The sequence below is a fragment of the Vibrio sp. 10N.222.49.C12 genome, from assembly GCF_041475025.1.
GTDB classification, from domain to species: domain Bacteria; phylum Pseudomonadota; class Gammaproteobacteria; order Enterobacterales; family Vibrionaceae; genus Vibrio; species Vibrio crassostreae_C.
In genome coordinates this window covers 55,946-70,330 of the sequence record NZ_JBFRVF010000032.1, presented here as the reverse complement: position 1 = coordinate 70,330, position 14,385 = coordinate 55,946, and the positions used below count along the sequence as shown (strand labels likewise).

Genomic DNA, 14,385 nt, shown 5'->3' with positions numbered 1-14,385 from the left:
GCTAGACGCTCCATTGATGTTTGTTGTGCGCTGTTTGCATTGTTTAGGTAACGTTGCGCTGTCATCGCTGAAACGTTTGTATTTACATTCACTGCCATGGTGATTTCTCCAATTGATTTTCCGGTATAGCGGTTTCCGACGTCTCGGAAAACCAAGTAGTTCTCTCAAAGTTACTTTTAATAACGGCGCGAAAATCAGAAGCTTTAGAAAAACTTTCAAAAAACCACAAAAAAATTATTAATTTAATATTTATCAACAACTTAATTTTCATCACTTTCTAATACAGCGATAGCTTTCAATTGAGAAAAGATCTTAATCTGTTTGAGAAATGTACGAATTTCAGTCTAAGTTACTCAAGGTGGAGAAATGATCAATCGCCAAAGATCTCCGAGTTAGGCAGATCTTGTGTAATAGATGAGATTATTTATCGTGAAGAAGAACAGTCAAATAGAGATTTGAAAAAGGTAGTGCGAGAAAGTTCACAGGAAAATAAATAGCAAAAACAAGAAATACAGAAAGGAAAAAGCCCCTTTTCCTTTGAGAGAACCGGGGCTAGTTGGCGCGTCAGAGCCTGTGTGGAGATCATCGAGAAATGAACACATTTCCGACTTGCCGTTGCATTCTTACTGCAAAAATGGATAGCAGGTGAGAGATGAGAGAGCTAAACATTCAATAGTAAGTATGCTTGCCAGTTTCCCTTGCTGCATGGCTCACGTCTGAACACGAGCAGCAAGTTCAACCAATAACTATTGCAATAATGACATTGCAGAGTTAGGCAACTGTTTTGCTTGAGCAAGTATTGAAGTACCTGCTTGTTGCAGAATTTGTGATTTGGTCATTTGCGTCGTCTCTTTCGCAAAGTCCGTATCTTTGATTCGGCTGTTTGAAGCGTCTACGTTCTCTTGTACGTTTGCCAAGTTATTAATACTGTGGCTTAGACGGTTCTGTTTTGCACCCAAATCAGCACGCTGTGAATCCACGTACTTCATTGCAGAATCAATCACGCTGATCGCGTTCTGTGAACCCGCAACGCTGGTTAAGCTAACATCTTGAACCGAGGTTGCGCGGCCTTCACTCTTAATACCTAGCTCAGACGCTAGACCACCAGAGATAGACATTGGGCCGTCAAGGTCAGGTTCAGCAACGAACAGTTGAATGCGACCATCATCAGTAACCGATGCGTTCACAAGATCAGACTGACCATTAATGTAAGTCGCAAGCTCTTCGATATCATCGCCCGCTTTGGTATTGATATCTAAAACGATGTCTTCACCCGCTTTGGTTTTGAATTCGAACTTAAGATCGCTCGCTGTTGGCGGCACTTCCCAGTTCTTATCTTTCGCGTTTTCTGAATCGAACGTAGTACCACCCATACGGTAGTCATCTGCACGGATACTTGTCAGAGCCATGATCATTGCTTCACCAGAGTTAGAACCGATCTGGAATGAAGCTTCACCGAATGAACCGTTCAGTAGACGACGACCACCAAACGATGTGGTTTCCGCAATACGGTTAAGCTCATCTTGAAGTGCCATTGACTCTTCGTTCAGTGCAGTACGCTCTGCCGGCGAGTTAGTGCCGTTTGATGATTGAATCGCTAGATCACGCATACGTTGTAGTACGTTAGTCGATTCGTTCATCGCGCCTTCTGCTGTTTGAGCAATCGAAATACCGTCGTTGGCATTACGCATTGCCACATCAAGACCACGAGACTGAGCGGTTAGACGGTTCGAGATTTGCAGACCTGCCGCATCATCTTTCGCGCTGTTGATCTTGTGACCAGATGACAAACGCTCCATAGAAGTCGCTAAGTCATTAGATGCTTTATTCAGGTAACGCTGTGCTGTCATAGCAGATACGTTAGTGCTTACATTGATAGCCATTTTGCTCTCCTTATGAGTTCGCAAAGTTTCTGCGAAGCGGCCAGCTTTACTCTCATATGGATAAGCACTGACCGTGTATTACTCGATAAACCCTATACAAGGTTTAAGATCTGTATTAATCATTTATAACCAACACAGATACAAGTTGTATGCCAAGTTTAATATCATATAAATAATTTTTTAATTATCTAAAAATCAGAAGCTTACAAACAACACTGCGCAATTATGATTTTCTACTATTAGAAGATGAAAAACATTCACCTTCCTTATTGCCGTTTTTTGCCGCTATTCTAGAAACATCATGCTTCGTACAAAAAAGCGGCAAACTGTGGCGTCATTCGCACGTATGGCATAGCACATACGGCAAGGAATCAACGCCATGGTGATCGACAAGCCACCATTAAATACCGATTGATCATTAAATATAGTTAAACAAGGTCAGGTCTTTGGTTTTGCCAAACGCTTGTTGAGAAGCTTGTAGTGCTCGAGAGTTTTCATTGAACTCAATGATCGCTTTCGAGTAATCCAAGTCTTCAAAGTTGCTTTTTGCTTTTGCTAAAGACAACTTGAAATCTTCATGTTGTTGCTCTTGAATATCCAAAGTACTCAAGCGTGCACCAACATCGGTTCTTGCCTTGGTCAAATGGATAAACGCAGCGTGGAACTCTTCAGTTACTTGGTGCAGTTTCGCTGTTGCTGATGCATCCGATACCGGGTTTTCAGCCTGCTCAGCAGCCTCTTTGAACGTATCAAAGATAGAGAAAGTCTCTCGTGGTTCTAAGGTGATCGAATCACCTTTAGTGATTTGGCCTTTGATTTGAATATTCAGCCCTTCATAAACAATGCCTGTCGAAGGATCAAAATCTTCTGCCGCAACCACTGCGCCGTCTTTTTCAAGCTGATAAGCGAAATTGCCCGTCTGCATGTCGACAAACGTCACTTTATAAGTAGACCCATCTTCATCGCTGTTGGTCGCACGCCCGAGCAATAACTCAGACGCAGGTTCAAGCTCGTACTGAGGTTCGTAGTCACCGAACGGGTTGTCTATTTCCATAAACATCTTGCTGCCCGGATCATTCATTGCCATTTCAAAGCTGCTTGCCACACGCATCTTGCGTTGGTAGTCATCACCTTGATATGTCACATTCCCTTCGTTATCTCGAAAGAAAGGCTGATTTTTCGGCTTAGTGCCTGCAAACGTGTAGTTACCCGACTCATCTTGAGAGTTGGCTAAATGCAGGAAGTTATTCGCCAGTTCTTGAATTTCACGCTTCTTAGCTAAACGGTCTTCTGGAGAAAGCGCACCGTTGATCATTTCCATCACGGTTCGTTTTGCTTCATCAGCAAAGCCTTCAGTGTTAGAAACCAATACTTCATGATGCTCAAGACGGTTTCTGACTAGAGTAATCGCATCGACATACTGTTTAAGCTGTTCTGACTGCTGACCAATGTTCTGTAAATAGTGCGTCGCTAATGGGTCATCACTTGGCGACTGTAACTTCTTACCCGAAGCAAGTTGTGCTTGGTTGTGATGCACCTTGTTCTCTTGACGGCGCAAGTCGTTTTGTACTGACTGATAATTATGGAAGCTAGAGATACGATTCAACATTTATACCTTCCTATCTCAGAGCCAAAATAGTGTTAAACGTATCGTTGGCTGCTTGCATGATGCGTGAAGAAGCCATATACGCTTGCTGAAATTTCATCATATTTGCCGCTTCTTCATCGAGGTTTACTCCCGAGATAGAAGCTATACGTTCTTGAGCCGACTGTTTTTCTAACGTCGCAATATCACTCAGGCGATTTGCCGTTGAAGACTTCAAGCCCGTATTAGTATTCAAGTTGTGGTAAAGGTCTAAAATCGTAGACTCACCATCATTCAACAGCTTTCCTGTTTGAAGATCTTGTAGCTTACGCAGGTTACCGTTGTCACCTTCTGATGGGACAAGGTTTGCCGTAAACTTATCATTTGCCACCGCACCGGGTGTGAGCTCAAACGTTGTACCGTTGATGGTCACTGGCCCTTGTGGCGGATACGGTTGAGGCTGCATTAAAATGTTACCCTTCGGATCCGTCACAGCAAACTGCTCACCTTTTGGTGAGACAATCACTTCAAACTCACGCAGTTGACCTGCTTCTAGGATTTTAAATCCCGCTGTACCCTTGGCAAACGTGGTCGATGCCTCATAACTTTGCGCAGCAATGTCTTTCGGGTCTTTGGTTTCCATATGAATCTGCGCAGCAAAATTACGCGTTGGACGCAGTAACAGTTTCTCTCCTAGTTCAGGAGGGTTACGTACTTCCACTCGCATGCCATCAAGATAAAAAGCACTACCGCTAGAGTCGGTCGCCATCTTAACGGTCTCACCGTTCGGCTTAGTCACGACATAATCACTGCCATCGTATTTCAGTCCATACTCACCGCCTTTTAAGGCAGAAGTATCATCAATGTATACCGCAACATCGGCTTTCGATTGCCCGCTAGCCGTGACACGAGATTTTGCCACCAGCTCTGAGTTCACGTCGGTAAACAAGTCCTTACCTACGTTGCCGTTAAGATCCAAACCTTGTTCTTGAAGACTATTGACCTCATATGAAAACGCGGTCGCCAAACGACCAAGCTCATCCATGATTGCTGGGATATGTTCGTCACGCATGTCTAGCATGGCGCCGATTTTTCCGTCGATATCACTGCTGGTGATCGGTTTTAAAGACTTACCTTCAACAATCGCTAGGCGGCGCTGATGTGCATCGGGTAAGCCATCAACCATCTTCAGCTGACTCGCTTCACTACCAGAGACCAAGGTATGGCCATTACCAATATGGACATTAAACCCTTCGGCATTTGAGCGTGGTGTCACCGTAACTTTGGTGTAACCAGAAAGCTCATTAATCAACTTTTCATGCTGATCTCGTAGGTCATTATGAGGCCCAGGAGTTCGCATCATTAAACGCTGAACATCACGGATCTCGTACGCAAGTTGGTTAACTCGCTCGATACCCATATCTAATTTTTTATTCGTAGAATCAGACTGTTGACGAACTGTTTCATGAAATTCATTCAAGGTTTTAGTTACAAGCCCTGCTTTCTCTAACACGACCTTACGCGCACCCACATCATTTGGGGTATCGGCGAGAGTCTTAACGGAATCAAACCATTCGTTGAGGTTTTCTGGAATCTTCTTTGAAGCGACCGACGACAACATGCTCGACAACATATCGAGGTTGGCTTCGGTATCGCCTTTGTTGGCGGCATTGGTTGTCGATAAGTTAAGTTCTTTGACGGCAAACTGATCCCAAGAGCGGCGAACATTTTCCACATGTACCCCCATACCGTAGGATTGCCCACCGTACTGGCGCGGGTCATTCACACCTTGAATCACAGACTGGCGGCTATAGCCCTCTGTGTTAGCGTTAGAAATGTTATGACCTGTGGTGTTGAGCTGTCTCTGAGCCGTAAGAACACTTTGTGCCCCTACATTCAGAAGATCCGACGCCATAATGCCCCCAAAAAACTTAACAAAACCAGAATGAACTGATTAACTACAACCGTATATTACTAAGATAAATGCAACATATGTGCCAACAAAAACAATAGGAAATCAAAAGACGATAATTTATTGAAGTGTAAGGAGATAACTATGGATTACGCGTAAGAACTGAAGGGACGGAGAAGAAAAGAGCCTGCCAGTAGCAAGCTCTCTATGTTGATTTATGACGCTAGTTCATCTCATCAATCTTGGCTTTAACTCGTAAAACCTTGTCTGCATAGTTAGGGTCAGTTGCGTAACCAGCCTGATGAATACCTTTGATGAAATTCTCTGAATTGCCTTGATGCTGTAGCGCCGTTTCGTATCTTGGATTTTCGTTCAAGAACTTCACGTAATCATTAAAGCTATCTTCGAAATTAGAGTAAGAACGGAAGGAAGCTGACTCTTTAACGGCGGTTTTGCCATGGAACTCAAGAGTTTGAGTCGCGACCTTATCGCCCTTCCAACTTCTATCTGCTTTGATGTTAAATAAGTTATTGCTGTTGCCCAAAGAGTTCTTAACCATTTTAGAACCCCAACCCGTTTCAAGGGCAGCTTGTGCCAATAGAAGAGACGAGTCCACACCAAGCGCACTTGCCGCTTTTTCCGCGTAAGGCTTCATTGAGGTCACAAACGATTCTGGAGAATCAAAGGATACTGGCTGTTTTGCTGCTTGCGCAGGTTGAACGTCTGACGCTCGCTCTTCCGAACGGCCTGAATATTGCGGTCTTTGCAATGAAGCATCAAAGCCTTCACTGCGAACCTTCTCTTCAGACGTATCGCTTGCTTGGCCAGCGCTTAGTTGAGCCACGATCATATCTGCAAGACCTAATGAACCTGAAGCGCTTAACTCACTCGCCATTTGGTCATCTTGCATCTGACGATAGAACTGCTCGTTCTGGCTGTTCAACATATCCGACTTAAAGCTCGAGTTAGCATCGCGCATTGACTTAAACAACATCGAGGTGAAAATCGATTCAAACTGTTTTGCCGCCGCGGTTAATGCTTCTTTCTCGCTACCTTCTTCACCGTTTACCGCTTGTTGACGAAGACGGTCTAAACTACCGATGTCGTGAATAAAGCCGATGTCATTGTTATTCTTAATCATGCTTTATTCCTTAGATAATGATCAATTGTCCTTCAATCGCACCCGCTTGTTTCAGTGCTTGAAGGATTGCCATTAAATCAGAAGGTGCAGCGCCCACTTCATTGACTGCGCGTACCAAATCGTCCAGCGTTAGGCCAGGTTCAAATTTGAACATCTTACCATCGCCTTCCGTGATTTCGATATCAGAATCAGGGACCACTACCGTTTGGCCACCAGAGAATGCATTCGGTTGGCTTACGTTTAGATTTTCTTTAATTGCAACCGTCATACCACCGTGGGTGACCGCCGCCGCTTTTAGGCGAACGTGCTTACCAACCACAATCGTACCTGTACGAGAGTTGACAATGATTTTTGCAGAGCCTTCAGCAGGGTCGAACTCGATGTTTTCGATAGCCGACAAGAATGCTACACGCTGGCTGATTTCACGCGGTGCACGAACTTTTACTGAAGTTGCGTCTACCGCTGAAGCCATTTGTGGGCCTAGGAAATTATTAACCGCATCAGCCATACGCTGAGCCGTTGTGAAATCTGATTGGATTAGGTTGAAGGTGATGTAGTCACCACGACCGAATGGCGTTGGGATCTCTTGTTCAACCGTCGCACCGCTAGAGATGATACCAACGTTAGGGTTGTTACCGACAATCTTAGAACCGTCGTTACCTTGTGCACTAAAGCCACTTACCACCAAGTTACCCTGCGCGACCGCATACACTTGACCGTCTAGACCTTTCAAGAAGGTCTGTAGCAAGGTACCACCACGAAGGCTTTTTGCTGAACCGATAGAAGAAACGGTTACGTCAACTTCTTGGCCTTGCTTAGAGAATGCTGGCAGTTCAGCAGTCACAATAACAGCCGCGACGTTTTTGGTTTTTGGCTTAGTGCCGGGCGGCAATTGGATGCCAAAATTTTGCAGCATTGCGTTAAATGTTTGATCGGTAAAGGGAGTTGTCTCACCAGTACCCGGCAAGCCCGTGACCAAACCATAACCGACAAGTTGGTTACTACGAACACCCGCCACTTTTGCCACGTCTTTGATTCGCGCAGCATGGGCACTGGTGGCAAGAAATAGCATGCCGAATAGTACGAGTGTCAGTTTTTTCATTGAGTAACCTGTCTGTATTGCTTTAATTTATAATAGCTTAGCTAAATGTGGCTGAGTGATAGAGGCTGTCAGTATGTCGTCGTCCTATCAAGCTCTACAGAGATACATTAAAGAATCGTGCCAAGAATCCAGGCTCTTGCATATCTTTCTGTACGCCAGTCCCTGAGTACTGAATTCGTGCGTTAGAAACACGGTTTGAAGCAATGGTATTTTCAAAATCAATATCGTCTGGACGGATGGTACCGCTTAGGCGGATGTACTCATCGCCGGTGTTCAGTGTCATCCACTTCTCACCACGAACCACTAGGTTGCCATTGGCTAATACTTCGATCACTTCTACGGTGATATAGCCGCTGATGCTGTTACTTTGGTTGGCTGATGCATCACCAGCAAAAGTATTGGTGTTGCTCAGATCGTAAGAGAAGTTGTACTTATCGATCGTCAGCTCTTGACCACCAACAGCCAGCGGCTCCATCGATGCATCATTCGACTTAGACATGTCTGCGTTGGCTTTTTTGGTCGCTCGAGTACTCTCATCTAGCGCTACAGTGATGATGTCACCAATACCACGAGGCTTTGAGTCGTCATACATGCTGCCAATGTGGTTCACATTAAACAGTGAGCCCGTTGCCGCTGCATAATGCTCTGGCTTCTGCTTGGGGTTGATTGGCGCCCATGCAGGGTCACCAGCAATTGGATCGGTTCGCCCACGAAGCGTGTCGATAATTCCTGAACTTTCTTCTGCCGACTTATCGCCTTCAACCGCATCAACCACTGTGGTCGCGTTCTCTTGTGCTGGCGTCTCAATTGGATCCAGTACTGTACAACCAGTCATCGAAGCTAACAGGGCTAAACAAAAAATACGTTTCATGGCGATATACTCTCAGCAGGCAGTGGTAAATGGGTCAATTAGCAAAAACAGATAGATTAATTAAAAAAGTAAACGGCGAATAAACCAATTACAGCTGTTGGTTAACAAAGCTCATCATCTTGTCTACTGACGAGATAACTTTCGAATTCATTTCGTATACACGCTGAGCTTCAATCATGTTTACCAGCTCTTCGGTTACGTTTACGTTCGATGTTTCTAGCATCGATTGGCGGATGTTACCCAGGCCATCAAAACCCGGTACACCCTCTTGTGGGTCGCCACTCGCGCCAGTTGGCAAATAAAGGTTTTGACCTACTGGCTCTAGACCACCTGGGTTTACAAAGTCAGTAATGGTAATTTGACCAACCACGACGTTGTTTTGCTCGCCACGTAGACGAACCGATACTTCACCGTCGTTACCAACCGTTACCGAGATCGCGTCTTCAGGAATCACAATTTCTGGTTGTAGAGGATAACCTTGGCCCGACGTTACGATCGCGCCTTCACCGTTCAGTGTGAACTGACCATTGCGGCTGTAACCTGTTTCACCGTCTGGCATTTCAACTTGGAAGAAACCGTCGCCTTCAATCATCATGTCTAGGCTGTTAGATGTCGTTTGTGCGTTACCGTGAGTGTGCACTTTTTGAGTCGCGACGACCTTAGAACCGGCACCCAGCATCAAACCACTTGGCAGCTCAGTATTCTGAGACGATTGACCACCCGGTTGATTAATATTCTGGTAGAACAGATCTTCAAATACCGCGCGGCTCTTTTTAAAACCAATGGTTGAGGCGTTGGCAAGGTTGTTCGAAATCGTTGAGATATTGGTTTGTTGGGCGTCTAAACCCGTTTTACTTACCCATAATGCTGGATGCATAGCAATGTCCTTTAAATTCTATTAGCTCATACGAAGCAGTGAATCAGACGACTTGTCCATTTCCTCTGCTGTGCTCATCATTTTGACCTGCATTTCAAACTGACGTTGTAAGTCAATTAGGCTGGTCATTTCACCTACGGCATTTACGTTACTGCCTTCGATAGCACCTTTTAGCAACGTTACCGCTGCATCTGCTTCGTATGCCTGATCTGGGTTTTTCGAACGGAATAGACCATTCGTGTCTTTAAACAAACTTTGGTTGTCTGGACGTACAAGCTTAATACGATCAACCACGGCCAATTCTTCAGCTGGAGCGCCTTGAGGAATGACAGAGATCGTACCGTCTGTACCAATTTCTACTTTGCTGATTGGGATTGGCAGCGTGATTGGTGCATCGTTTTCACCAAGCACTAAGTGACCGCTTGCGTTGGTTAGTAAACCGTTTTGGTCAACCCTTAGGTTACCGTTACGTGTTAAACCTTCACGGCCAGTATTGTCCATCACTGAAATCCAACCATCACCTTGAATGGTAACGTCTAGATCTCGGCCAGTAGTAACCACACTACCCTGAGCGAAATTATGACCCGGACGCTCTGCCATGCTGAAAACACGAGTAGGCATGCCTTCGCCATACGCTTGCATTGAACGTGCCTGTGCTAAATCAGCACGGAAACCCGTTGTACTTACGTTGGCAAGGTTGTTTGCACGTAGCTGCAAAGCTTGCATATTTTGCTTAGCGCCACTCATGGCAAGAAACAGTGCGCGATCCATAATTTTGCTCCAAAAATCATCTTCTGGGGCTAATAAAGCAAACACTGTGCCAATATTTTTAACTGTTATTTATCAATAATTTAAATAGAAAACGAACAAGAAGGGTGATCATCAAAGGATCATTGAGGAAGAATTGTTGCCAGTGGCATTACCGGGCGGCAATAGGGGCGGCAAATAAAAAGACAAACAACAATACCCAATTCAATAACATTGAATTGGGTATTCGCAGATGATTCAAACGCTTTAAACGATTAACGAATCTGAAGAATATTCTGTTGTAGCTGGTTGTGTACTTCTAGAGAACGCGAGTTCGCCTGGAAGTTACGTTGAGCAGAAATCAAATCAACCAGTTCTTGAGTCATATCGATGTTCGACTGCTCTAGTGAGCCGTTGTTGATGCTACCAAATGAACCTTTGTTCGATTCACCCCAGATCTTGTCACCAGAGTCGTTGGTAGAATCCCATTGAGTACCGCCTTTCTTATCCAGACCTTGCTCATTTGGTACACGAACCAAGCCTACACGGCCAAGCATCACGTTTTCACCATTTGAGTAAGTACCTAGAACACTGCCGTACTCATCGAAATCGATTTTTGTTAAGAAACCTGTTGTCGCGCCATCTTCATCAAACTTAGTCAATTCAAACGGAGCGGCAAACTGAGTTGACGAATCTAGACCAAACTTAAGCACTTGAGTTGGATCAGCACCGTTCAAGTCAATTGGGTTCGCGCCAGCACCCAGTGGTTCCGAGTTAATCGGCTGACCATTGTTTAGGCTTGCTAAAGTACCGTCATTGTTGAACTTCATTGTGTGACCAACATGACCTTGTGCATTCGTCGCATCACCACCAGTAATGTTGACCGGCTTTTCACCGTTCTCATCTGACATGGTGTAGTACGTTTGCCAAGTGTTTGGTTGAGTCTGATCTTTGAGGTAGTAAGTCGTTAACTTGTAAGACTGACCCATAGAATCGTATACCGTCGAAGACGTTGCACGGTTATAAGTATCAGCATCTTTGAAGTTAAATGCAGCCGGGTCTTTAAGATCACCGTTTGCAGGAAGGTTAACCCCTACTTCAATGTTTTCTGTCTGTTTTGGCTTACCAAACTCAGCAGGAATGTCGAGAGGCTTTGGCGCGTAAGAAAGAACTTCACCCGAGTTTGGATCAACATCGTAACCTAAAAGAAACTCATCGTTAGCGGTAACCATGTAGTTGTCTTTGTTTAGGTGAAATGCACCATTACGCGTTAATTCGTTAATCTCTGGCACCATGCGGTCTTTCGATACTGCAAAGAAACCTGTACCACTTACACGTAAGTCCATTGGGTTGTTCGTATAAATACTTGAACCTTCGTGGAACTGTTGCGCCACTTGGCTAGCTTGCGCACCGCCACCTGCCGTCGTTTTTGCGTTAGTGAACAACGAGCTTGAATAAACATCACCGAACTCGGCACGAGACTCTTTAAAGCCAAATGTGTTTGCGTTCGCAATGTTGTTACTGGTTGTATTAAGGTCTAATTGTGCAGCGGATAGGCCGCTTAAAGCTACATATGACATTCCATTATTCTCCTAATCTATCTAGCTAGCATAGTCACTCAATAAAGAGCTACGCTTTACCAACTTCTAGTACTTCAGCAAGTCGTACTGGCGATGTGAAACCAGCCAGATTGAGTAGTACGTTGCCATCGCCCTTACCAAGAAGCACACTGTTCACGTTCGCATAACTGGAAACTTGGAACTCTGTGTTCTCGCCATCCAGCAAACCCGACGCTTTCACGTTGTATTTACCGGCCGGCAATGGGTTACCGTCTTCGTCTTTTCCGTCCCATTCAACACGTGTATCACCAGATGGTTTAGAGCCGATATCAAATGTGCGAACCAATTGGCCAACTTCGTTCTCAACACGGACCATTACATTGTCCATTGCCTGAGGAAGCTTAACCATTGCCGCCATACCGCCATCACCGGGTTTTACACCTGCCGCACCAGGAACCAATACATCACGCCCAACTAAAGAGGAGGCCTGAAGAGCTTGGTTAGAGGTCATTGATGAATTCAAGCTTTCAAACTGTGTATTCATTTTGCCAATGCCATCTACGGTCGCAAATGAAGCCATTTGCGCAATCATCTGGTCATTGCTAACCGGCTTGAAAGGGTCTTGTTGTGCTAGTTGCTTAGTCAACAAAGATAAGAAGTCTTCTTGTTTAAGATCCTGCTTACCTGTTGTTTCGTCGGGCTTTTTAGCGCCATCTTGAAGACTCTTCAGCTGGTCAACATAGGACAAGCCGCTTTGACCAACATTGTTGTTGATTCCAGCCATGTGCTACCTCCTTATCCTTATTGACCCATCTGCAGCGTACGCAGCAGCATTTGTTTACTCGAGTCAGCAACCTGTACGTTTGTTTGGTACGCACGTGATGCCGAAATCATGTTTGCCATTTCTTCCATAACGTTGACATTAGGCTTGTAGATATAGCCTTCGTTGTTCGCTAATGGGTGATCCGGGTTGTACTCCGCGCTTAGCGGCTTATCGCTTTCCACAATACCTAATACTTTCACAGGCACAGTGTGACCACTGTTGCGTGCTTTATTTAACTCAGCGCCGAACACTGCGTGACGAGCCTTGTAAGTTTCTTCAGCAGAACTACTTACACTGTCCGCGTTCGCAAGGTTGCTCGAGGTCGTATTTAGACGAACAGATTCAGCACTCATCGCAGAACCAGTCACATTGAATACATTGAATAAACTCATCTAATTATTCCCCTTTAATCGCTTTAGTTAAATTCTTGAACTTACTTCCTAAGAAGTCGAGAGAGGCTTGATGCCTAATTTGGTTTTGCATGAAAAGGTTTCTTTCCAAATCCAAATCAACCGTGTTGCCATCTCCTGTATCAGGTTGGGTAGGAATGCGATACTTCGTTTCCCCGTTCACCGTTGTTGAGGCAGAAATGTGCCGACCATCTGTACGGCTAAGACCAATGCTTGCCCCAGAACTTGCCGCTTGCAGTGATTTCTTAAAGTCTAATCCCTTTGCTTTATACCCAGGCGTGTTTGCTTGCGCGATATTGGTGGAAAGCACCTCAGCGTTACGCTCACGTACACCAACTGTGTGCTGGTGAATGCCCAAAGCATTGTCAAAAGAAATAGCCATGTAAACCTCAACTCAAGAACTGACTGTTATGAAATAACCAAAGCAATATATATACCAACTTTTTAAACAAGGCGGTCTATCAATGCTTTTACAGGTTACTCGTGGGTAAACTTGCAATAAACAAGCCAAAAAATAGAGTAAATTGGAATGTCACTCTGACTTAAAGATATAGCTTAAGCAGGAAAAAGAAAACCCAGCACTTGGCTGGGTTTTAAATTTAGACGGTAACCTTACACCTAATATCGGTGCCGCTCGTTACTTTAATTTGTAGATGATGCCTGGATTACAGCGAACCATTTCAAAACGATCGGTTAAGCCTGTTAACGATTCAGACGCGCCCAATAGTAAGTACCCACCAGGGTTCAGGCTATTTGCCATCTGGTTAAGTACCTTTGACTTCATATCAGGCGAGAAGTAAATCAGCACGTTACGACAGAAAATAATGTCGAACTTGCCTAACAATGCATAGCTGTCCATCAGGTTCTGAGGGCGGAAGTTCACCATGCGCTTGACGTTATCTTTCACTTTCATACGGCCATCGCCCGCATCTTCAAAGAAAGTACGACGGCGCTCTGGAGAAAGTCCACGTCCCAATGCAAGGTTGTCGTAAGCGCCAGTGCGGCACATATCCAACATACTTGCTGAGATGTCAGTTGCGGTAATCGATACATTTGGCAGCATACCTGGCTTACGAGCTTGAGTTTCAAGAATCGTCATTGCCATTGAGTATGCTTCTTGGCCTGAAGAGCTTGCCGCAGACCAAATCTTAATAGGACGTTTATTTGCCGCTATTTCCGGTAGAAGCTTATCCGCAAGCACAGCAAACGGGTAAGTATCACGGAACCAAAGTGTCTCGTTCGTCGTCATGGCATCGACAGCAGCCACACGCAGCTCACGGTTTCGACCTGTTACTACATCTCTCAACAAATCAGACAAAGAAGCTAACTTAAACTTCGTTACTAATGGGCTTAGACGACTGCGCACTAAATACTGCTTGCTGTCACCTAATACAATGCCACATTGAGATTCTAAGAAACGGCTGAAATCGCGATACTCTTGATCACTTATTGTTATAGCAGTCATTAATGTCTCT

Annotated in this window: 13 protein-coding genes and 1 pseudogene; all 14 read right to left on the bottom strand. The window is 44.9% G+C overall.

The window, feature by feature from the left end; translation table 11 throughout:
* Nucleotides 1-155 (bottom strand): annotated as a pseudogene (locus AB4583_RS11775) (flagellin); the annotation flags it as partial.
* A gap of 591 nt (nt 156-746) precedes the next feature.
* Nucleotides 747-1,883, bottom strand: a complete 1,137-nt coding sequence (locus AB4583_RS11770) for a flagellin (protein ID WP_017064128.1) — start codon at nt 1,881-1,883, stop codon at nt 747-749.
* Nucleotides 1,884-2,301: 418 nt separating this feature from the next.
* Nucleotides 2,302-3,492, bottom strand: a complete 1,191-nt coding sequence (gene flgL, locus AB4583_RS11765; RefSeq protein ID WP_017064129.1) for a flagellar hook-associated protein FlgL — start codon at nt 3,490-3,492, stop codon at nt 2,302-2,304.
* Nucleotides 3,493-3,502: 10 nt separating this feature from the next.
* The gene (gene flgK / locus AB4583_RS11760; RefSeq protein ID WP_017067655.1) at nt 3,503-5,383 is read right to left on the bottom strand and encodes a flagellar hook-associated protein FlgK; all 1,881 of its coding nucleotides are present in this window, start codon (nt 5,381-5,383) and stop codon (nt 3,503-3,505) included.
* Nucleotides 5,384-5,603: 220 nt separating this feature from the next.
* Entirely contained in the window at nt 5,604-6,521 is a 918-nt protein-coding gene (gene flgJ, locus AB4583_RS11755; protein ID WP_017064131.1) for a flagellar assembly peptidoglycan hydrolase FlgJ, read from the bottom strand.
* A 10-nt stretch (nt 6,522-6,531) separates the two neighbouring features.
* Nucleotides 6,532-7,623, bottom strand: a complete 1,092-nt coding sequence (locus AB4583_RS11750) for a flagellar basal body P-ring protein FlgI (RefSeq protein ID WP_017062257.1) — start codon at nt 7,621-7,623, stop codon at nt 6,532-6,534.
* Nucleotides 7,624-7,717: 94 nt separating this feature from the next.
* On the bottom strand, nt 7,718-8,494 hold the full coding sequence (gene flgH, locus AB4583_RS11745) for a flagellar basal body L-ring protein FlgH (protein WP_017069006.1): 777 nt from the start codon (nt 8,492-8,494) through the stop codon (nt 7,718-7,720).
* Between the two features lie 88 nt (nt 8,495-8,582).
* Nucleotides 8,583-9,371 (bottom strand): flagellar basal-body rod protein FlgG, encoded by a 789-nt coding sequence (gene flgG / locus AB4583_RS11740; protein WP_017062259.1) that lies wholly within the window; start codon nt 9,369-9,371, stop codon nt 8,583-8,585.
* Nucleotides 9,372-9,392: 21 nt separating this feature from the next.
* Entirely contained in the window at nt 9,393-10,142 is a 750-nt protein-coding gene (locus AB4583_RS11735) for a flagellar basal body rod protein FlgF (protein WP_372117416.1), read from the bottom strand.
* 251 nt (nt 10,143-10,393) lie between these two features.
* On the bottom strand, nt 10,394-11,698 hold the full coding sequence (gene flgE / locus AB4583_RS11730; RefSeq protein WP_017062260.1) for a flagellar hook protein FlgE: 1,305 nt from the start codon (nt 11,696-11,698) through the stop codon (nt 10,394-10,396).
* 49 nt (nt 11,699-11,747) lie between these two features.
* Nucleotides 11,748-12,461 carry a flagellar hook assembly protein FlgD gene (gene flgD, locus AB4583_RS11725; RefSeq protein WP_010439286.1) on the bottom strand — a complete coding sequence of 238 codons (714 nt, stop codon included), beginning with the start codon at nt 12,459-12,461 and terminating at the stop codon, nt 11,748-11,750.
* 17 nt (nt 12,462-12,478) lie between these two features.
* Nucleotides 12,479-12,892 (bottom strand): flagellar basal body rod protein FlgC, encoded by a 414-nt coding sequence (gene flgC, locus AB4583_RS11720; protein ID WP_004736176.1) that lies wholly within the window; start codon nt 12,890-12,892, stop codon nt 12,479-12,481.
* 4 nt (nt 12,893-12,896) lie between these two features.
* Nucleotides 12,897-13,292, bottom strand: a complete 396-nt coding sequence (gene flgB / locus AB4583_RS11715; protein WP_004736175.1) for a flagellar basal body rod protein FlgB — start codon at nt 13,290-13,292, stop codon at nt 12,897-12,899.
* 255 nt (nt 13,293-13,547) lie between these two features.
* Nucleotides 13,548-14,375, bottom strand: a complete 828-nt coding sequence (locus AB4583_RS11710) for a protein-glutamate O-methyltransferase (protein WP_004736174.1) — start codon at nt 14,373-14,375, stop codon at nt 13,548-13,550.
* Between the last annotated feature and the right edge of the window lie 10 nt (nt 14,376-14,385).